At 63.5% G+C, this 19,008-nt stretch carries 15 protein-coding genes; 12 read left to right on the top strand and 3 right to left on the bottom strand.

Annotation, left to right across the window (positions count from 1 at the left end):
- Positions 1 to 179 precede the first annotated feature (179 nt).
- The 9 genes from AB870_RS14975 (at position 180) to AB870_RS14930 (ending at position 11,424) form a co-directional block, all read left to right on the top strand.
- A complete protein-coding gene (locus tag AB870_RS14975; protein ID WP_047908237.1) occupies positions 180 to 1,577 on the top strand; it encodes a M20 family metallopeptidase in 1,398 nt (465 codons plus the stop codon).
- On the top strand, positions 1,574 to 2,929 hold the full coding sequence (locus tag AB870_RS14970) for an MFS transporter (RefSeq protein WP_084663725.1): 1,356 nt from the start codon (positions 1,574 to 1,576) through the stop codon (positions 2,927 to 2,929). The genes AB870_RS14975 and AB870_RS14970 overlap by 4 nt, the downstream gene beginning before the upstream one ends.
- A 239-nt stretch (positions 2,930 to 3,168) precedes the next feature.
- A complete protein-coding gene (locus tag AB870_RS14965) occupies positions 3,169 to 5,511 on the top strand; it encodes a bifunctional salicylyl-CoA 5-hydroxylase/oxidoreductase (RefSeq protein ID WP_047905331.1) in 2,343 nt (780 codons plus the stop codon).
- 9 nt (positions 5,512 to 5,520) lie between these two features.
- Positions 5,521 to 6,345 (top strand): SDR family NAD(P)-dependent oxidoreductase, encoded by an 825-nt coding sequence (locus tag AB870_RS14960; protein WP_047905330.1) that lies wholly within the window; start codon positions 5,521 to 5,523, stop codon positions 6,343 to 6,345.
- Positions 6,346 to 6,516: 171 nt separating this feature from the next.
- Positions 6,517 to 7,380, top strand: a complete 864-nt coding sequence (locus AB870_RS14955; protein ID WP_047905329.1) for an enoyl-CoA hydratase family protein — start codon at positions 6,517 to 6,519, stop codon at positions 7,378 to 7,380.
- Positions 7,381 to 7,382: 2 nt separating this feature from the next.
- A complete protein-coding gene (locus tag AB870_RS14950) occupies positions 7,383 to 8,579 on the top strand; it encodes an acyl-CoA dehydrogenase family protein (RefSeq protein ID WP_047905328.1) in 1,197 nt (398 codons plus the stop codon).
- Positions 8,580 to 8,779: 200 nt separating this feature from the next.
- Positions 8,780 to 10,423 (top strand): AMP-binding protein, encoded by a 1,644-nt coding sequence (locus tag AB870_RS14940; protein WP_047905327.1) that lies wholly within the window; start codon positions 8,780 to 8,782, stop codon positions 10,421 to 10,423.
- Positions 10,424 to 10,540: 117 nt separating this feature from the next.
- Entirely contained in the window at positions 10,541 to 11,011 is a 471-nt protein-coding gene (locus tag AB870_RS14935) for an acyl-CoA thioesterase (protein WP_047905326.1), read from the top strand.
- A gap of 2 nt (positions 11,012 to 11,013) precedes the next feature.
- Complete coding sequence (locus tag AB870_RS14930; protein WP_047908235.1) at positions 11,014 to 11,424, top strand: RidA family protein; 411 nt, start codon at positions 11,014 to 11,016, stop codon at positions 11,422 to 11,424.
- A 136-nt stretch (positions 11,425 to 11,560) separates the two neighbouring features.
- Here the strand turns inward: AB870_RS14930 and AB870_RS14925 are convergent, their stop codons facing one another.
- The 3 genes from AB870_RS14925 to AB870_RS14915 form a co-directional block, all read right to left on the bottom strand.
- The gene (locus tag AB870_RS14925; protein ID WP_047905325.1) at positions 11,561 to 12,094 is read right to left on the bottom strand and encodes an ureidoglycolate lyase; all 534 of its coding nucleotides are present in this window, start codon (positions 12,092 to 12,094) and stop codon (positions 11,561 to 11,563) included.
- 71 nt (positions 12,095 to 12,165) lie between these two features.
- Positions 12,166 to 13,188: an allantoicase gene (gene alc, locus AB870_RS14920; protein ID WP_047905324.1), complete on the bottom strand. Its 1,023-nt coding sequence runs from the start codon at positions 13,186 to 13,188 to the stop codon at positions 12,166 to 12,168.
- 129 nt (positions 13,189 to 13,317) lie between these two features.
- Positions 13,318 to 14,643, bottom strand: coding sequence for a C4-dicarboxylate transporter DctA (locus AB870_RS14915; RefSeq protein WP_047905323.1), 1,326 nt, complete (start codon positions 14,641 to 14,643; stop codon positions 13,318 to 13,320).
- 594 nt (positions 14,644 to 15,237) lie between these two features.
- Here AB870_RS14915 and AB870_RS14910 point away from each other — a divergent pair.
- From AB870_RS14910 to treF, 3 genes are all read left to right on the top strand, one after another.
- Positions 15,238 to 16,257 (top strand): IS110 family RNA-guided transposase, encoded by a 1,020-nt coding sequence (locus AB870_RS14910; protein WP_047905322.1) that lies wholly within the window; start codon positions 15,238 to 15,240, stop codon positions 16,255 to 16,257.
- Between the two features lie 293 nt (positions 16,258 to 16,550).
- On the top strand, positions 16,551 to 17,312 hold the full coding sequence (locus tag AB870_RS14905; protein ID WP_197683847.1) for an SDR family NAD(P)-dependent oxidoreductase: 762 nt from the start codon (positions 16,551 to 16,553) through the stop codon (positions 17,310 to 17,312).
- A 2-nt stretch (positions 17,313 to 17,314) separates the two neighbouring features.
- Positions 17,315 to 18,928 carry an alpha,alpha-trehalase TreF gene (treF, locus tag AB870_RS14900; RefSeq protein WP_237169952.1) on the top strand — a complete coding sequence of 538 codons (1,614 nt, stop codon included), beginning with the start codon at positions 17,315 to 17,317 and terminating at the stop codon, positions 18,926 to 18,928.
- Positions 18,929 to 19,008 lie beyond the last annotated feature (80 nt).

The raw sequence follows: 19,008 nt of genomic DNA, 5'->3' as shown, positions 1-19,008 counted from the left end.
GCTTTTGCTTTGCCGAAACAGCAAAGAAACCTTCGAAATATTATCATTGTTGTCAAAAATACCCGCTCCTAGAATGGCCTGAACGGTTGTGCCGCAGCGTGCCACCGGCACGCATGGCACGCATCGCAACGATGTGCGAGACCGGCAGCCGTGCCCATAAAGCCATCTGGAGACAAGTAGTGACCCGTAGCGCAGCGATTTCCCAAGCCACCGCCCACTACGATTCGGGCGCGTTCCTCGATACCCTCAATCGCCGGGTTGCCTACAAGACCGAAAGTCAGGAGGCGGACAGCGGCGAGGTGCTTCGGGCGTATCTGTCCGAGGAAATGACGCCGGCGCTCGCCGCGCTCGGTTTCACCTCGCGCATCGTGCCGAATCCGGTCCCGGGCGGCGGGCCGTTTCTGATCGCGCAACGCCACGAAGGCGACGGTCTGCCGACGGTGCTGACCTATGGGCACGGCGATGTCGTGCGCGGCTACGACGCTCAGTGGCGCGACGGACTGAAGCCCTGGGAGATCGTCGTCGAAGGCGATCGCTGGTACGGACGCGGCACCGCCGACAACAAGGGCCAGCACACCATCAATCTCGCGGCGCTGGCGGAAGTTCTGGCGGCGCGCGGCGGCAAGCTCGGCTACAACGTCAAGATGATCGTGGAGATGGGCGAGGAAATGGGGTCGCCCGGCCTTCACGCGATTTGCGAACAATTGCGAGACGAACTGCGTGCCGACGTGCTGATTGCCTCCGACGGTCCGCGCCTTGCGGCCACGCGCCCGACGGTGTTTCTCGGGTCGCGCGGACTCGTCAACTTCAAGCTCAGTCTGAATCTGCGCGACGGCGCTCATCACTCGGGAAACTGGGGCGGCCTGCTGCGCAACCCGGGCATCGTGCTGGCCAATGCCATCGCCTCGATGGTCGACGGCAACGGCAAGATTCTCGTGCAAGGGCTGCGTCCGCCCGAATTGCCCGCGTCGGTGCGTCGCGCGCTGGCCGGGCTGGAGGCCGGTGGTGGCCCGAACGATCCCAAGGTCGACGCCGACTACGGCGAGCCGGGGCTGACACCGACCGAACGTGTGATCGGCTGGAACAACATCGAAGTCCTCGCGTTCAAGACGGGCAATCCGGAGAAGCCGGTCAATGCCATTCCGCCGTATGCCTACGCGCACATGCAGATCCGTTTCGTAGTCGGCACGGATTGGGAGCATCTGGGCGAGATCGTGCGTGCGCACCTCGACGCGCATGGCTTCCCGATGGTGGAGGTCGAAGTGGAGCGTGGGGTGATGGCGACGCGCCTCGACCCGGAAGATCCATGGGTGCTGTGGGCGCTCGCCTCGCTGCGCGAGACGACCGGCAAGGCGCCGGTGCTGTTGCCGAACCTTGGCGGCACGTTGCCCAACGATGTGTTCGCCGACGTGCTCGGACTGCCCACGCTCTGGGTGCCGCATTCCTACCCCGCCTGCTCGCAACACGCGCCGGACGAGCATTTGCTGGGCTCCGTCGCGCGCGAAGCGTTGCAGATCATGGCCGGGCTGTTCTGGGATCTGGGTGAGCTCGGTCTCAAGGAGGGGAAGCCGCGATGAACAGTTCCGCTGCCGCCCCGGGGGCGGACCGTGCTCGCGAAGTGCCGGGCGACGCCAAAGCGGGCGCGCGTGCCGAGGTGCCCGTCTACAAGCTGATCGTCGCGACGTCCGTCGGCAATGCGCTGGAATGGTACGACCTGATCGTCTACGGCTACTTCGCGGTGACGATCTCGAAGCTGTTCTTTCCGGCGCACGACGAAACCGTATCGCTGCTGATGGCGCTGGGCACGTTTGCGCTGTCCTATCTGGCCCGCCCGTTGGGGGCATTCGTTCTCGGTGCGTATGCCGATCGGCGTGGGCGGCGTGCGTCGCTGATGCTCTCGATTGCGATGATGACGGTAGGCACGGGGCTGATTGCGTTCATGCCGACGTACGCGGCGATCGGTGTCTGGGCGCCGATCGGCATTTTCGCGTCGCGCCTGATGCAGGGCTTCTCGGCAGGCGGGGAGTTCGGCAGCTCGACGGCCTTCCTCGTCGAGCATGTGCCGAACCGGCCGGGCTTCATGTCGAGCTGGCAGTTCGCGAGTCAGGGCGCCAGTACGCTGCTGGCGTCTGCCTTCGGAGCGATCCTCACGGGCGCGCTGACGCAACCGCAACTCGAATCGTGGGGCTGGCGTGTCCCGTTCCTGTTCGGGATGCTGGTCGGTCCCATCGGCCTGTATATCCGCAAGTATGTCGACGAGACGCCGGCCTTCGCGAACGACGTGGCGCGCAAGCAGGCGGTGCCGGGCACGCACGACGCCCCCGGCAAGTCGCCGGTGTGGGAGGTGCTCGCCACGCAGAAGTCGCGTCTGCTGGTCTGCATCGGGGCCCTCATTCTGACGACGACCGCGAATTACATGATTCTGTACATGCCGACGTACGCTACGAAGCAACTCGGGCTGCCGCCTGCACAGGGCTTCATCGCGACGCTCGTGACCGGGTTCGTCATCATGACGCTGACACCGTTCGTGGGGCACTGGTCGGACAAGGTCGGTCGTATCCGCATCATGCTGGCCGCCGGTGTGCTGTTTCTGTGTACCGTGTATCCGGCGTTCGCATTCATGAATGCACACGCATCGCTGGCGACGATGATGGTCGTGATGTTGTGGGTCGGCACGTTGAAGGCGGTGTACTTCGCGCCCATTCCGGCGTTGATGTCGTCCCTGTTCCCGACGCGCACCCGCGCCACGGGCATGGCGGTCGGCTACAACCTGGGAACGACGATCTTCGGCGGCTTCACGCCGCTGGCCGTGGCATGGCTGATTGCCGCCACAGGCAACAAGCTGGCGCCGGGACTCTACCTGATGGCGGGGGCTGTCATCAGCCTGAGCACGCTGTCGATCGCGCGCTTCAGGATGGGCGCGCGCTGAACGAGGGCTGCCGGAGGGCGCGCAATCGCCGAGTCGCCTGAGGGTGACGAGGCGGCTGTGCGTCTTCGATCTACGTACTTTCCCTGCCCGCGCCCGACCCGCCGCGCACCTTGTCGCGGCGTTTTTTTTTCGCTAGTATTTTAGGCATAAACTATTTACGATTTAACAAAGGTCGAACGGTCGGTGGGCTTGATGCAAACTGTGGCGATCTGCGAATCCTGCAAATCCGGAGGCTGGAGATGAATATCGTCTGTATCGGTGGCGGTCCCGCGGGCCTGTACTTCGGGCTGTTGATGAAGCTGCGCGAACCTTCCCACCGGGTGGTGGTGGTCGAGCGCAACCGGCCTTACGACACGTTCGGCTGGGGCGTCGTGTTCTCGGATGCCACGATGGACAACCTCCAGGAAGCCGATCCGGTCAGCGCGGCGCAAATCAACGCCGCCTTCAATCACTGGGACGACATCGACATCCATTTCGAGGGCCGCACGATCACTTCGGGCGGGCACGGCTTCATCGGCATTGGCCGCAAGAAGCTGCTCAACATTTTGCAGGCGCGCTGCGAAGCGCTCGGCGTCGAACTCGTCTTCGAAACGGACGTGAGCGACGATCAGGAAATCGCGCGCCGTTATCAGGCCGATCTCGTGATCGCCTCCGATGGTCTGAACAGCCGTATCCGCACGCGTTACGCCCAAACCTTCCGTCCCGACATCGACACGCGCCGCAACCGCTTCGTCTGGCTCGGCACGCATCAACGCTTCGACGCTTTCACGTTTGCCTTCGAGAAGACGGAGCACGGCTGGTTTCAGGCACACGCCTATCAGTTCGACGCCGACACCTCGACGTTCATCGTCGAGACGCCCGAATCGGTCTGGCGTGCCCACGGCATCGATGCGATGAGTCAGGAAGAGGGCGTGAAGTTCTGCGAGCACCTCTTCGCCAAGTACCTCGGCGGCCACGCGCTGATGAGCAACGCCCGGCATCTGCGCGGCTCCGCCATCTGGATTCAGTTCCCGCGCGTGATCTGCGAACACTGGGTGCATTGGTCCGAGGTGGACGGCAAGCGTGTGCCCGTCGTGCTCATGGGCGACGCCGCCCACACCGCGCACTTCTCCATCGGATCCGGCACCAAGCTTGCGCTCGAAGACGCCATTGCGCTGGCCGACGGCCTTGGCACGCAAGGGGCGGACGCATTGCCGGGCGTGCTGGCCGGCTACGAAGCCGCGCGCAGCATCGAAGTGCTCAAGATCCAGAACGCCGCACGTAACTCGACGGAATGGTTCGAGACGGTCGATCGCTATGCCCGCTTCGCCCCCGAACAGTTCGCCTACTCGCTGCTCACGCGCTCGCAACGTATCTCGCATGAAAACCTGCGGATGCGCGACGCCGGTTACGTGCAGGGCTACGAGGACTGGCTGGCCGAGCATGCGGGGGTGAAGCGCGCGCAGGGCCAGCACGCGATTCCGCCGATGTTCACGCCGTTCCGTGCGCGCGAACTGACGCTCAAGAATCGCATCGTGATGTCGCCGATGGCCATGTATTCGGCCGTCGACGGCGTGCCGGGCGACTTCCACCTCGTGCATCTCGGCAGCCGCGCGCTCGGGGGAGCCGGCATGATCGTCGCGGAGATGACCTGCGTGTCGCCCGATGCGCGCATCACGCCGGGCTGCCCGGGCCTGTGGAACGACGCGCAGCGCGACGCCTGGAAACGCATCGTCGATTTCGTCCACGCGGGCAGCGACGCCAGGATCGCCATGCAGATCGGTCACGCCGGTCGCAAGGGCTCGACGCGACGGGCCTGGGACGGTATCGACCAGCCTTTGCACGAGGGTAACTGGCCGCTGATCTCGGCCTCGCCGCTGCCGTACATCGAAGGCGTGTCGCAAACGCCGCGCGAGATGACCCGTGCCGATATGGATCGCGTGAAGAACGACTTCGTGCAAGCGGCCCGCCGCGCGGCACAAGCCGGGTTCGACTGGCTCGAACTGCACTGTGCCCACGGCTATCTGCTGTCGAGCTTCATCTCGCCGCTCACGAACCGTCGTCAGGACGACTATGGCGGTTCGCTGGAGAATCGTCTGCGTTATCCGCTGGAAGTCTTCGAAGCGGTGCGCGACGTGTGGCCCGCCGCCAAGCCGATGTCGGTGCGTATTTCGGCGCATGACTGGGTCGAAGGCGGTATCACGCCGGACGACGCCGTTGCCATCGCCCGTGCCTTCAAGGAGGCCGGCGCCGACCTCATCGACTGCTCGTCGGGTCAGGTCAGCAAGGAAGAGAAACCGGTCTACGGCCGCATGTTCCAGACGCCGTTCGCCGACCGGGTGCGCAACGAAGCCGGGGTGCCGACGATTGCCGTCGGTGCGATTTTCGAGGCGGATCACGTGAACAGCATCATCGCCTCGGGCCGGGCCGACCTTTGCGCCCTGGCGCGCCCGCATCTGGCCGATCCGTTCTGGACACTGCACGAAGCCGCGAAGATCGGCTACAAGGACCTGCCGTGGCCGTCGCAGTACTATGCCGGCAAACGTCAGTACGAGACCAATCTGGAGCGTGCTGCCGCGTACGCTCAACAGATCGGTAAATAAGGACAGTTCATGACGACTACGGCAACCTCTGCGGGTACCGCCACCGGCACGGCCCCCACATCGCTCAAGGGCGTGCATGCCCTGGTGACCGGCGGCGCGCGCGGCATCGGCGAGGCGGTGGCGCGCGCGCTGCTCGCGCAAGGGGCGCGTGTCACGCTGCTCGGGCGAAGCGAGGCCAAGCTGGCGAGCAGTGCGCAGGCGCTGGCCGCGCACGGCGAGCTTGGGTGGGTGGCCGCGGACATTGCCGACGCGAGCGCTGTCGAGGCGGCATTCGCAAGTGCGGCCGGACGTTTCGGCCCGGTGCAGATACTCGTGAACAATGCCGGGCAGGCGGTGAGTGCGCCGTTCGGCAAGACGGACGCGCAGCTCTGGCGGCAGATGATCGACGTCAACCTGACGGGGACCTATCACTGCATTTCAGCCGCGCTGCCCGCGATGACGAACGCCGGATGGGGGCGCATCGTGAACGTTGCCAGCACCGCCGGTCTGATCGGGTATCCGTACGTCACCGCGTATTGCGCCGCAAAGCACGGCGTTGTCGGCCTGACGCGCGCGCTCGCCCTCGAAGTGGCGAAAAAAGGCGTGACGGTCAACGCGGTTTGTCCGGGCTACACGGAGACGGATATCGTGCGCGACGCGGTGGCGAACATTGTCGCCAAGACGGGCCGCAGCGAAGACGAGGCGCGCGCGGAGCTGGCCAGGCGCAATCCTCAGGGGCGTCTCGTTCAGCCGCAGGAAGTCGCCGACGCCGTGCTGTGGCTGTGCCAGCCGGGCGCGGGTGCGCTCACGGGGCAGTCCATTGCGGTGGCGGGCGGGGAAGTGACCGTCGGTTGAAAGGGCGGGCATGCCGGGCAGGTCCGGCATGTCTGTCGAAGCAATGACCATTGAAGACGTTGCGCCGGCGAACGGTCGCGCAACGCCATTCCAACCAGCAGGATCGCCGGTTTTTTCTCGGGCAGCGATGTCCTCGCGAGAGTGCCCGGCGATGTCAAAGGAGATCGGCCAATGAGTGACGTGAAACTGTCGATGGCGCATCACAAGCGCCCGTTCGCGAACTATGAAGCCAAACACTTTCTGTGGTCGGTGTCGAACGACGCGCAAGGGCGTCCGAGCATCGGCACGATCACGCTGAACCGTCCCGAAAAGAAAAACCCGCTGACGTTCGACTCGTACGCCGAGCTTCGCGATCTGTTCCGCGCTCTGGTGTACGCGACGGACATCAAGGTGGTCGTCGTGACGGGCGCGGGCGGCAATTTCTGCTCGGGCGGCGACGTCCACGAGATCATCGGCCCGCTCACCCAGATGAGCATGCCGGAACTGCTGGACTTCACGCGCATGACCGGCGATCTGGTCAAGGCGATGCGCGCATGTCCGCAGCCGGTTATCAGCGCCATCGACGGCATTTGCGCGGGGGCGGGAGCGATGGTGGCGCTGGCCTCCGACATGCGCCTGGGCACGCCGCAAACGAAGACGGCGTTCCTGTTCGTGCGCGTGGGGCTGGCCGGTGCCGATATGGGAGCCTGCACGTTGCTGCCGCGCATGATCGGGCAGGGACGCGCGTCCGAACTGCTCTACACCGGGCGCGTGATGACGGCGCAGGAGGGCCAGCAGTGGGGCTTCTTCAACGCGTTGCACGACGGGAGCGCGGTGCTCCCGGCGGCGCACACGCTGGCCGACCAGCTCGCTTGCGGACCGACCTTCGCCCACGGCGTGACGAAGAAGTTGCTGCATCAGGAGTGGAACATGGGTGTCGACGAGGCCATCGAGGCCGAAGCCGAAGCGCAGGCCATCTGTATGCAGACGAAGGATTTCCGCCGGGCTTACGAGGCCTTCGTCGCGAAGCAAAAGCCAGTATTCAAGGGCGACTGACGATGAGCGATATCAACCCTCACAACGCGCCGCGACACGCGAGAAATAACGATTTCCTGGCGTGGCCGTTTTTCCACGACACGCATCGCCGTCTGGGCGCGGATCTCGACGACTGGTGCACGCGTGAACTCAAGGTCGACCATCACGCCGATACGGACGCGACTTGCGTGTCGCTCGTGCGTCAGCTGGGCCGCGCGGGATGGCTGAAGTACTGCGTGCCTGCCGGCTACGGCGGCGCGCTCGAAAAGCTCGATTCGCGTGCGCTGTGCGTGCTGCGCGAAACGCTGGCGCGCCATGACGGTCTGGCCGACTTCGCGTTTGCGATGCAGGGTCTGGGCAGCGGCGCGATTACGCTCGCGGGCAGTGACGCGCTTAGGCGGCATTATCTGCCGCGCGTGGCTTCGGGCGAGGCGATTGCCGCTTTCGCGCTCTCCGAGCCGAACGCCGGATCCGACGTTGCCGCCATGGCGTGCACCGCGACGCGCGACGGCGACGACTACGTGCTGAACGGCGAGAAGACGTGGATCTCCAACGGCGGCATCGCCGACTTTTATTGCGTGTTCGTGCGCACGGGCGAAGCGCCGGGGGCGCGTGGCATCAGTGCGTTCGTGGTGGATGCGCACACGCCGGGACTGACCGTTGCCGAACGTATCGACGTGAGCGCACCGCATCCGCTGGCGCGCCTGAAGTTCGAGAACTGCCGGGTGCCGGCGTCGCAACGTCTGGGTGAGGCGGGGCAGGGTTTCAAGGTCGCGATGATGACGCTGGATATTTTCCGCGCATCGGTGGCGGCGGCGGCGCTGGGCTTTGCGCGTCGCGCGCTCGACGAAGGGCTGGCACGGGCGAAGTCGCGCGAGATGTTCGGCCATACGCTTGCCGACTTTCAGTTGACGCAGGCCGCGCTGGGCGATATGGCCACATCGGTGGATGCCGCAGCGTTGTTGACGTATCGCGCCGCGTGGCAGCGCGACGTGCTGGGGCAGCGCACCACGCGGGAGGCCGCGATGGCAAAGATGTTCTCGACGGAGTCGGCACAGCAGGTGATCGACCGCGCATTGCAGATGTTCGGCGGCGCGGGCGTGGTGTCGGGCGCGGTAGTGGAACGCCTGTATCGCGAGATTCGTTCGCTGCGGATCTACGAAGGCGCTACGGAAGTACAAAAACTGATCATCGCGCGCGAATTGCTCAAGGACGGTTGATCCGGTTCCTGACATTCGACGCGCGGGGCATGCCGGACAGGTCGGCGGCAGGGCAGTACGACACGCCTGTGATTTGCGCAGTGGCCACCCACGGAGACAGGGATGGCATGGCGTCTTGCAATAACACTTGGAAGCACTGGAACAACGTCTGACGAGATGCGTCGGCGTCATGCTTGATTACCGGGGGCAAGGAGAGGCACATGGAACGATCTGGACATCTCGACACTTTCGCGCGCGACAATCTGCCGCCCGCCGAGCAGTGGCCCGAGTTTCTGCTCGACAATCCGGACGTGGCATATCCGGCGCGCATCAATTGCGCAGCCGAATTGCTGGACCGTACGATTGCCGAAGGACGCGGCGATGCACCCGCGATCTATTCGGTCGAGAATGGCAAGCCAACGGTCACGACATATCGCGGCCTGCGCGAGATGGTCGATCGCATTGCCCACGTACTGCGCAACGACATGGCGCTGGTGCCCGGCAATCGGGTATTGCTGCGCGGGCCGAACAACCTGTTCATGGCCGCCGCGTGGCTGGCGGTCATCAAGGCGGGGCTTGTCGGCGTGCCGACGATGCCGCTGCTGCGCGCGAAGGAACTCAAGCAGATCGTCGACAAGGCGCAAGTGAGCGCGGCCCTTTGCGACGGACGTCTGAAAGAAGAACTGGAATTCAATCGACAGGCGGGGCACGAATACTACTGCCCGGTGCTGTCGAAGGTGGTCTACTTTCACGACGTGGGTGAGGACTCACTGGAGGCCCGCATGGCCCGCCAGCCGGCGAGTTTCGATGCCTGCGACACGGCCGTGGACGACGTGTGTCTGATCGCGTTCACGAGCGGCACGACGGGGCAGCCGAAGGGCACGATGCATTTCCATCGCGACGTGCTGGCCATGTGCGATCTGTTCCCGCGTCATGTGCTCAAGCCGGGACCCGACGATATTTTCTGCGGCACTCCCCCGTTAGCGTTCACTTTCGGCACGGGCGGCCTGCTCACGTTCCCGCTGCGGGTCGGCGCGGCGACGGTCCTGCTGGAAAAGCTCACGCCGGACAGTTTGCTGCAAGCCATTGCCCACTACCGGGCGACGATTTGTTTCACGGCACCGACCTTCTACCGTCAGATGGCGGCACTGGTCGGCAAATACGACCTGTCGAGCCTGAAGAAGACGGTGTCGGCGGGCGAAGCCTTGCCCGACGCGACACGTCAGCTCTGGAAGCAGGCCTCGGGCATCGAGATGATCGACGGCATCGGCGGCACGGAGATGATTCATATCTTCATCTCGGCCGCCAATGGCGATGTGGTGCCGGGCGCCATCGGCAAGCCGGTGCCGGGCTACATCGCGATGATCGTCGACGAGAACATGCAGCCGGTGCCGCCGGGCACCGTGGGCAAGCTCGCCGTGAAAGGCCCGACCGGTTGCCGTTATCTGGCGGACTCGCGTCAGACGAATTACGTGAAGAACGGCTGGAACCTGCCGGGCGACACGTTCATGTGCGACGAAGCAGGCAATTACTACTATCAGGCGCGCTCGGACGACATGATCGTCTCCGCAGGCTATAACATCGCCGGTCCGGAAGTGGAGTCGGCACTGCTGCAACACCCGGCAGTGGCGGAATGCGGCGTGGTGGGCGCGAACGACGAGGCACGCGGGCAGATCGTGAAGGCCTACGTGGTGCTCAAGGCCGGCGAGGCGCGCGACGAGGCGATGGTGAAGACGCTTCAGGAGTATGTGAAGGCTAACATCGCGCCATACAAATACCCACGTGCCATCGAGTTCGTCGACGCGCTGCCGCGCACGGAGACAGGCAAGCTGCAACGCTTCAAGCTGCGGCAAATGGGACAGTGAGACGTATCCGGGGACGTTGGAAGTCGACGTGGCGGGACAGCGGGGGCGGCGGGGGCAGTGGTGCTCCGGTGAGTCCCCACTGACGTTACCGGCGTTGCTCGGGTTAGGGAGACAACAATGACAGAGGCCAATGTGGTGGAACACGCGTTCGTAAAGCCATTGCTGGTACGGTTCAAACACTGCGATCCGGCAGGCATCGTGTTTTATCCGCGCTATTTCGAAATGATCAACGATCTCGTCGAAGACTGGTGCGCCGAAGGCCTTGGCCTGTCGTTCGGCGAGATGCACCTGCGCGAGGCCATGGGCGTGCCGACGGCCAACATCGAATGCCGCTTCAGTGCGCCGAGTTTCCTGGGCGACACGCTAACGCGTTCGCTCGAAGTGACGCGCCTGGGCCGCTCGTCGATGACGCTGCGTATCCGGTTCGCCGGCGCTCGCGACGAAACGCGCCTGCAAGCGACGCTCGTTCTCGTCTGGGTGGCAAAGGGCGCTGGCGGCAAACCCGCTCCCATCGCCATTCCCGCCGCCCAACGTCAAGCGATTGTGCGCTTCGCCGCACCCGATTCTGTCATTGAAGGAGTGTCCTGATGCTGCAAGTTCTCCAACCGCCCGAGTGGGCAAAACCGCGCGGCTATGCCAACGGCATGGCTTTCGAGATGACGGCAGGTAGCCGCATCGTGTTTGTCGGCGGTCAGATCGGCTGGAATGGGCAGCAACGTTTCGAAACCGATGATTTCGCGCTCCAGGTGCGTCAGACGCTCGAGAATATCGTCGCCATTCTCGCCGAAGGTAACGCCAGGCCCGAGCACATCGTTCGTATGACCTGGTACGTCAAGGACAAGCGCGAGTACGTCGCCAACTATCCTGCGATCGGTGAGCACTACCGCGCTGTCATCGGTCGCCACTTTCCCGCCATGACGGCCGTCGAGGTCGCCGATCTCGTGGAGGACGAAGCCAAGGTCGAGATCGAAGTTACCGCTGTGGTGCCGCCCGGCGTTTGATGTAAACGCTTCCTCTACCCGATCGCGACCATGAAAATGCCGGGCCATAGCCCGGCGTTTTCATTTTCATGGCCGCTTCCGCTTCCGCTCCCGTGCTTGGCTCGCGGTTTTCGTCGTGCTTCTCGTGTTTCCTGTTCTACGCGACCTTCTGCGTTGCCTGCACGGCATCCAAAGCCGCCTGCGTCAGCAAATACACGCCCGGCAAGTCCTGCTCGTCGCAGTTGTGACCCTCGCCGCCCCGGTCCACCACTACGAAGTCGCTCACCTCATGGAGCGCCAACAGCGGGTGGTGCCACACGCCCTTCGCATAGTTCACCCCCTGCCAACCCTCCGAGACGAACGCGCGCATCTTGTTCACGTCCAACTCGCCCGCCGGCGCAACCACCACGAGGTACGGCGTCGTCTTCAGCGGAATGAACGCCTGACTGCCCAGCGGGTGACGCTCCAACATCTTCACCTCATACGGCAACTGCCTGGGCTGCCCCCGGAAGACGTTGACCAGCGTACGCCCGCCCTGCGGCCCCAAATCCACCGTCGCCAAATCGTGAAAACGCTCGGTCGTCCCGCCATTGATCGCGAAATGCTTCGCCCCCGCCAACTCGATCACGTCGCCAAACGGCGCAAACGCCTCGCGCGTCAACCGCTCGATCTTCAAGGCCGGTCCCGCCATTTCCCAACTCCTTTTTTCTCGATTCGTTGCTCTGTCGCGCAACTCGTGCGCGACAGAGGTTCATGCGGATCTCACGCCTTCGCGTCGCTCAGTCGCCCCCACAGCCGCAGACGCGACACGCCCCCGTCCGGAATGATGTTGAAGCGGATGTGCGTGATCGCCCCCAACTTCTGCACCTGCGCTTCGAACTGAAACGCCTTGTCCATCGCCAATTTCTGCTCGGGCAGCAACACCGGCCAGAACATCGACTGCGTGATGAGCGACTGCTCGGTGCCGCCCGTGACATACGCGGCCTGAATCGAACAGCGGTCCGGGAAGTTGCCCTTGAAGTGCGCGGTGTCGACTTCGATCCTGTCGATCTCGCCCGGCTGCGCCAGCGCGATGATCGCCCAGTCGTTGCCCGGCTCGCGACGACGGCGCGTCTCCCAGCCGTCGCCCATGTTCACGCCGCGACCCGGCATCAACAAGTTCGACGCCAGGCCGAAATGCTGATTGTTGGCCGCAACGACGTAGCCGCCGTTTTCCATCGCGATCAGATCGATCAGCTCGTCGCGCGAGCGTGCCGCCCAGTCGCTCTGCGGCAAACCGTACAGACGCAAACGCGCCAGACCGCCGTCCGGGTACAGATTCACGCGCACGTGCGTGACAGGGCGCTGCCCGGCAATGGCGTGGTAGTGGTGCGAGTTGCCCTGCAATGTGGTCGACGCGAGCAACTCGAACCATTCGGCCGCATCGGTCGGCGCATCGCCCGGGCTGTAGCAGCCTTCGAGCGACGCCGCGGGCGGGAAGTTGCCGGTGAAGTGGCTCGTGTCGAGATCGACGCCGAACAACACGCCCGGGCGCGCGAGCTTCACGATGCACCAGTCGTATCCGTTCACGCGCTTGCGACGCGTCTCCCAACCGTCCATCCACTTGCCGTTCTCGTCGTATTTGCCGGGGATGAAGACCGCAGGCTCGGGGTTGAGCATGCGCTCCTTGGCCGCGAAGAATTCGTCGCTGGCGACCAGCGCCTGCGCACCCAGACGCGGGTCCGCCAGATTGACGTAACGGCGCACGAATTCCGGTGCGTTCGGATCTTGGGGGGCGAGGGCCATGTTGCAATTTGCTCCGGATGAAGACGCCGACGCGCCATCGTCGGCGTCGGCGCAAAAGGCTTGAATGACTGAAGGACCGCAGCACCTGCCGTGGTCCTCCCGATGTTTTCGTTTCGTTGGCTTCTCGATTCAGCGCGTGAGGGCCGCGTTGGCCGGCGCGCCGTCGACGCCATCGTCCGACGTGGCAACCGGCTCGTACGGCAGCACGCCATCGAGGACCTTATGCGCTCTGGCGAAGTCGACATCTTTCTCCCACGCGGCGACCACCAGCGTTGCCACGCAGTTGCCCAGCAAGTTGGTGATGGCGCGCGCAATACCCACGAACCAGTCGACCGGCAGGATCAGGACAAGACCGATCACCGGAATCGCCGGGATGGCCGCCAGCGTCGCCGCCAGAATCACGATGGCCGAGCCGGGAATGCCGTGCGCCCCTTTGGATGTCAACAGCGATACCAGCACCACGAGAACGAGGTCGTGCATGGACAGCGGCGTGTTCGTCGCCTGCGCAATGAAGATGACCGCCAGCGTCAGATAGATCGAAAAACCGTCGAGGTTGAACGAGTACCCCGTCGGGACCACCAGACCCACTGTCGATTTCTTGACGCCCATCCATTCGAGTTTGCGCATGATGGCAGGCAACACGGCGTCGGACGATGCCGTGCCCAACACGATGGACAACTCTTCACGGAAATACTTGATGAACTTGAAGATGTTAAAGCCCGCCAGCCGCAACACGCCTCCGAGCACGACGGTGACGAACACGAAGCAGCTCGCGTAGAACACGAGGACCAACAACCCAAGTTGCTTGAGCGACGATGCGCCGTATTTGCCGGTCGTGAACGCAACGGCGCCGAGAACGCCCAGCGGCGCGAGGCGGATGATGAAGGCCATGACGCGGAAGAACACGTGGCTCAGGTCCTCGATGAAGCGCGCCACGGGGCGGCCGCGCTCACCCAATGCCGCCAATGCACATCCGAACATGACCGAGAACACGAGGATCTGGAGGATGTCGCCCTTGGCGAAGGCGTCGGTAATGGTGTTCGGAATGATCTTGAGCAGGAAGCCCGCCGTGTCTTTCAGGCTCTTGGCGTTTTCGGCATAAGCCGCCATCGAACTGGCGTCGAGGCTGCGAACGTCGATATTCATGCCCGCGCCCGGACGCGTCGCCCACGCCAGCACTGCGCCGATCACGAGCGCGAAGGTCGTGATGATCTCGAAATATACGATGGCCTTCACGCCCACCCGGCCGACCTTGCGCAAATCGCCCGCGCTCGCCATGCCGCTGACGACGACACAGAAGACGATCGGACCAATCACCATCTTGATGAGCTTCAGAAAGCCATCGCCCAACGGACGCAACGACTCTCCCAACTGCGGAAACCATATGCCGAGTGCGACACCGGCGATCAACGCGATGACGACTCGGCCAAACAACGAACGAAACAGCTTGGGCATGGTTTGTCTCCTCTGCCTGCGCAAATCACTCTCGGATTTCGCGATCTCAATGCCGAATGGACGGCTCTCTTGGGGGCTGGTTCTGTACGGCGGTACGGCGGGATTGCCGCTGCGGCCAGGTAACGTGTCGGGTCGCCAACACCCATGTCTATTAGGGTATGCAAACAAGTCATACCGGTCTGACCAGTGGTGTTATGGAGAATATTAGAAAACCAATATAGTGCGGTCAAGATATGTCTTTTGAGGGGAATCCCTAGGGCGAAGCGATTCGCTGCGGGGTTGGCCCGAGACCCGCGGTATCCGCTCGGAAGTCCTTGTTTTACTGGGCGAATCCGTCGAAATTCCGGTGAACTTCGCGTTGCGCGCCGCAGTCGCACCTGCATCTGGTGCGCTGCCGCAGCCGCGGGTGTGGACGCCCATGCGTAGCCGGGCAGGGTGCGCAGATCCCCAATGCAAACCCATCAGGGAGAATGAAATGAACGCGTCCCACCCCGTGACCGAGTGAGCAAAGGAAGGTGGATCCTCACGGGCCAACGGCATCGATGTGCCCAAAGTGGAAAATACGAAGTTTTCCAAAGCAACCGGAGGATCCGAGTGAATTGTACGGCAGTGGGTGTAGACATCGCGAAAAGTGTGTTCCAAGTGCATTACGTCGATCAGGAAACTGGCGAGATCGTGAACAAGCCGATCAAGCGGGCAAAGTTCCTTGAGCATTTTGCGAACCGAGCGCCGTGCCTGATCGGGATGGAAGCGTGCGGTGGTGCGCACCACTGGGCCCGGCAACTCGCGAAGCTGGGCCACGAGGTGAAGCTGATGCCGGGGGAGTTCGTAAAGGCTTTCAACATCAGGAACAAGAGCGATGCGGCTGATGCGAAGGCGATCTGGCTGGCCGTGCAGCAGCCGGGCAAGCCGGTCGCAGTAAAGACCGAAATGCAGCAAGCCATGCTGGGGCTGCACCGGATGAGACAGCAACTGATCAAATTTCGCACGATGCAGATTAATGCTCTGCGAGGGCTGCTAACGGAATACGGTGAAGTGATGGGCAAGAGTCGGGCGAAGCTCGATAAGGAAATACCCGCTGTGCTCGAACGGATTGCGGAGCGTTTGCCTGCCGTGCTGATCGATACGTTTCGCGCGCAGTGGAACGGACTGGAGAAGCTTGATGAGCAGATCGCTGAGATCGAGCGTCGGATGCGCGAGTGGAAGAAAGAGGATAAGGCGGTCAAGGCCATCAGCGAGATTCCCGGTGTTGGATTACTGACGGCAACAGCAGCTGTCGCGATGATGGGAGATGCGAAAGCGTTCAGTTCGGGACGAGAGTTTGCCGCGTGGGTTGGGATCGTGCCGAAGCAGACGGGTTCGGGCGGCAAGGTGAACTTGCATGGCATATCAAAGCGCGGCGACACATATCTGCGCACCCTGCTGATTCACGGTGCACGATCTGTGCTGACGCATGCGAAAGAGCCCGGTGAGTGGGTCGAACAAATCCAGAAGCGGCGGCCAAAAAATGTCGTAATCGTCGCGTTAGCCAACAAGATGGCGCGAACGATCTGGGCAGTTCTTGCCCATGACCGGCAGTACCAGAAGGGATACGTGAGCGTGAAACCCGTCTAAACGGGCAGCGCTTGCGTAGAGGATTAACGTTTAAACACAGGGTGAACGTCGAAAGGTTGCGCAGCAATCGAGTGTGATGACAAGCCAGGTAGGACCGGGACTCGCTAAACCTGAATGATGCCTCGAGCTTTGAGCTCGCCGGGAGAATGAGGTGCGAGTCAGCGAATTTCATAGGGGCCCGCAGCGACTGTACCGACTGCATCGAGGCCGGATATAGAGCTGCAGCCCATCCTGTCTATCAAAACACGCGAAAACTGTTGCAAACGGGACGCGTTCATATAGGCATCATGCGAATGAAAGACATGGTGGTACTCGTCACCGGCGGTGCCCAGGGTATCGGTCGCGCCATCGCGGTTCGTCTCGCGCAGGAAGGTGCGCGCATCGTCGTCGAGGACCGGCTCGACAGTGCCATGGCCGAGCAGACGCTCGACGCCGTGCGCGCCGCCGGGAGCGACGGTTGCGTGATTGCCGGGGATGTCGGGCGCGTGAACGACGACCGCGCCGTGATCGATCAGGCTGTCGCGCAACTGGGGCGCATCGACGTGCTGGTCAATAACGCCGGCGTCGAGCGGCGCGCCCCGTTTCTCGATGTGACGGAGGCCGATTACGATCTCGTCATGAACGTCAATCTGAAAGGGGCGTTTTTTCTCACGCAGGCTTTCGTCAAACACTTGCGCGACACGAAGCGCGGCGGCCGTATCGTGAACGTGAGTTCGGTACACGAGGAGCTGCCGTTTCCGCATTTCACGAGCTATTGTGCCAGCAAGGGCGGCATGAAGATGATGATGCGCAACCTTGCCATCGAACTGGCGCCGCTCGGTATCACGGTCAATAACGTCGCGCCCGGCGCCGTTGGCACGCCGATCAATCAGCAGTTGCTTGCCGACAAGGAGCAGCTCGCGGCGCTTGTCGCGAATATTCCCCTCGGACGCCTTGCGAATCCCGCCGAAGTCGCCAATGCCGTGCTGTTCCTCGCCTCGCCCGAAGCGAGCTATGTGACGGGGACGACGCTGTTCGTCGACGGTGGGCTGCTGTGGAACTACGCGGAGCAATGACCATGACGGACACCGCGCAACGCACGCTCGCTCAGGGCGGCATGACACCGGATGTCGCGCATTCGGCGCCCGCCGACGTGCTCACGCCTGGCGACCGTTACCAGGAGCTGTTCGTCGCCGTGCAGTCGCAGCGCATTTTTCCCGACAGCAAGACCTTCGTGGACTGCGCCCCGCTGCTCGCGCCGCAAGAGATCATGCGCCGCTATCGCGAGAACGCGGCAAAGCCGGGCTTCGACCTGGCGCAGTTCGTGGCGTCGTACTTCACTCTGGAGCGCATACCGCCGAGCGACTATGTCGCGGATCCGGCGCAAGGACTCGTGGAGCACATCGATAGTCTGTGGAACGTACTCAAGCGCGAGCCCGGCAAACACCCGGCCGACAGCTCGCTGCTGCCCCTGCCGCGTCCCTATGTCGTGCCGGGCGGACGTTTCCACGAACTCTATTACTGGGATTCGTATTTCACCATGCTCGGGCTCGCCCACAGCGGCCGCCACGATCTGCTCGTGAGCATGGCGGACAATTTTTCCTTCCTCATCGATACATACGGCCATATCCCGAACGGCAATCGCACCTATTATCTGAGCCGCTCCCAGCCGCCGGTGTACGCGCTGATGGTGGAGCTCTTCGAGTCGCACGGCGTAGCGCGGGCTTTGCGGTATCTGCCGCATCTTCGCCGTGAATACGAGTATTGGATGGACGGCGAGGCCTCGCTCAAGCCGGGCGACGCCTATCGTCATCTGGTACGTCTGCCCGATGGCGCACTCCTTAACCGCTATTGGGATGAGCGCGAAACGCCTCGTGAGGAAGGCTATCTGGAAGACGTGACGACCGCGCGCGGTGCGCCGCTTCGGCGTGCCGGCGAGGTGTACCGGGACTTGCGCGCCGGCGCCGCGTCGGGCTGGGACTTCAGCTCGCGATGGCTGGGCGACGCGAACGATCTGTCCTCGATCCGCACCACGGCGATCCTGCCGGTCGACCTCAATAGCTTCCTGTTTGCCGCGGAGCAGCAGATCGCCAGGCTCAGCGAGGCGGGCGGCGATACGCAGACGGCGCAAGCGTTTGCCCGGCGTGCGCAGGCGCGCCGCGACGCGATGACCCGCCATCTGTGGTCGGACGCCGAAAGCGCGTTCGTCGACTACGACTGGCGGCTCGGCGAGCAACGCCCGCAGCTATCGGCAGCGCTTGCCGCGCCGTTGTTCGTCGGACTCGCGTCGCGGGAGCAGGCGCAACGCTCGGCGGGGACAATGGCGGGGCGTTTGCTGGCGGCTGGCGGGCTGCGTACGACCGAGACGTCGAGCCTCCAGCAATGGGACCCGCCCAACGGCTGGGCTCCGCTGCAATGGATCGCCATTCACGGACTGCGCAAGTACGCAGAGAATCGGCTCGCAAACGACATCGCGCATCGCTGGCTCTCGACGGTCGGATCGCTCTACACGCGGGAAAGCAAACTGGTGGAAAAGTACTCGCTGCACACCAGCGAAGCGATGAGCGCGAGCGGCGGCTCGGGCGGGGAGTACCCGCTACAGGACGGCTTTGGCTGGACCAACGGCGTGGTGCGACGTCTGCTGGGCGACCATCCGGACCATCACGCCCACCGGATGACGGCGCGCGCATAGGCGTTCACCGCGGGCGGTGTGTTCGTGCCCGCGGCTTCGGGGCGGGCCGCAAAGCCCGTGCGGCAAGGGTCTCACGGTTG

The sequence above is a fragment of the Pandoraea faecigallinarum genome (assembly GCF_001029105.3).
Classification (GTDB): domain Bacteria; phylum Pseudomonadota; class Gammaproteobacteria; order Burkholderiales; family Burkholderiaceae; genus Pandoraea; species Pandoraea faecigallinarum.
This window is presented reverse-complemented; position numbering and strand designations above follow the sequence as displayed.

Coding starts and splice junctions, on each gene's coding strand:
- AB870_RS14960 (WP_047905330.1), top strand. CDS start 5,521: ATGACGACTACGGCAACCTCTGCGGGTACCGCCACCGGCACGGCCCCC.
- AB870_RS14955 (WP_047905329.1), top strand. CDS start 6,517: ATGAGTGACGTGAAACTGTCGATGGCGCATCACAAGCGCCCGTTCGCG.
- AB870_RS14970 (WP_084663725.1), top strand. CDS start 1,574: ATGAACAGTTCCGCTGCCGCCCCGGGGGCGGACCGTGCTCGCGAAGTG.
- AB870_RS14915 (WP_047905323.1), bottom strand. CDS start 14,643: ATGCCCAAGCTGTTTCGTTCGTTGTTTGGCCGAGTCGTCATCGCGTTG.
- AB870_RS14965 (WP_047905331.1), top strand. CDS start 3,169: ATGAATATCGTCTGTATCGGTGGCGGTCCCGCGGGCCTGTACTTCGGG.
- AB870_RS14940 (WP_047905327.1), top strand. CDS start 8,780: ATGGAACGATCTGGACATCTCGACACTTTCGCGCGCGACAATCTGCCG.
- treF (WP_237169952.1), top strand. CDS start 17,315: ATGACGGACACCGCGCAACGCACGCTCGCTCAGGGCGGCATGACACCG.
- AB870_RS14905 (WP_197683847.1), top strand. CDS start 16,551: ATGAAAGACATGGTGGTACTCGTCACCGGCGGTGCCCAGGGTATCGGT.
- alc (WP_047905324.1), bottom strand. CDS start 13,188: ATGGCCCTCGCCCCCCAAGATCCGAACGCACCGGAATTCGTGCGCCGT.
- AB870_RS14925 (WP_047905325.1), bottom strand. CDS start 12,094: ATGGCGGGACCGGCCTTGAAGATCGAGCGGTTGACGCGCGAGGCGTTT.
- AB870_RS14935 (WP_047905326.1), top strand. CDS start 10,541: ATGACAGAGGCCAATGTGGTGGAACACGCGTTCGTAAAGCCATTGCTG.
- AB870_RS14950 (WP_047905328.1), top strand. CDS start 7,383: ATGAGCGATATCAACCCTCACAACGCGCCGCGACACGCGAGAAATAAC.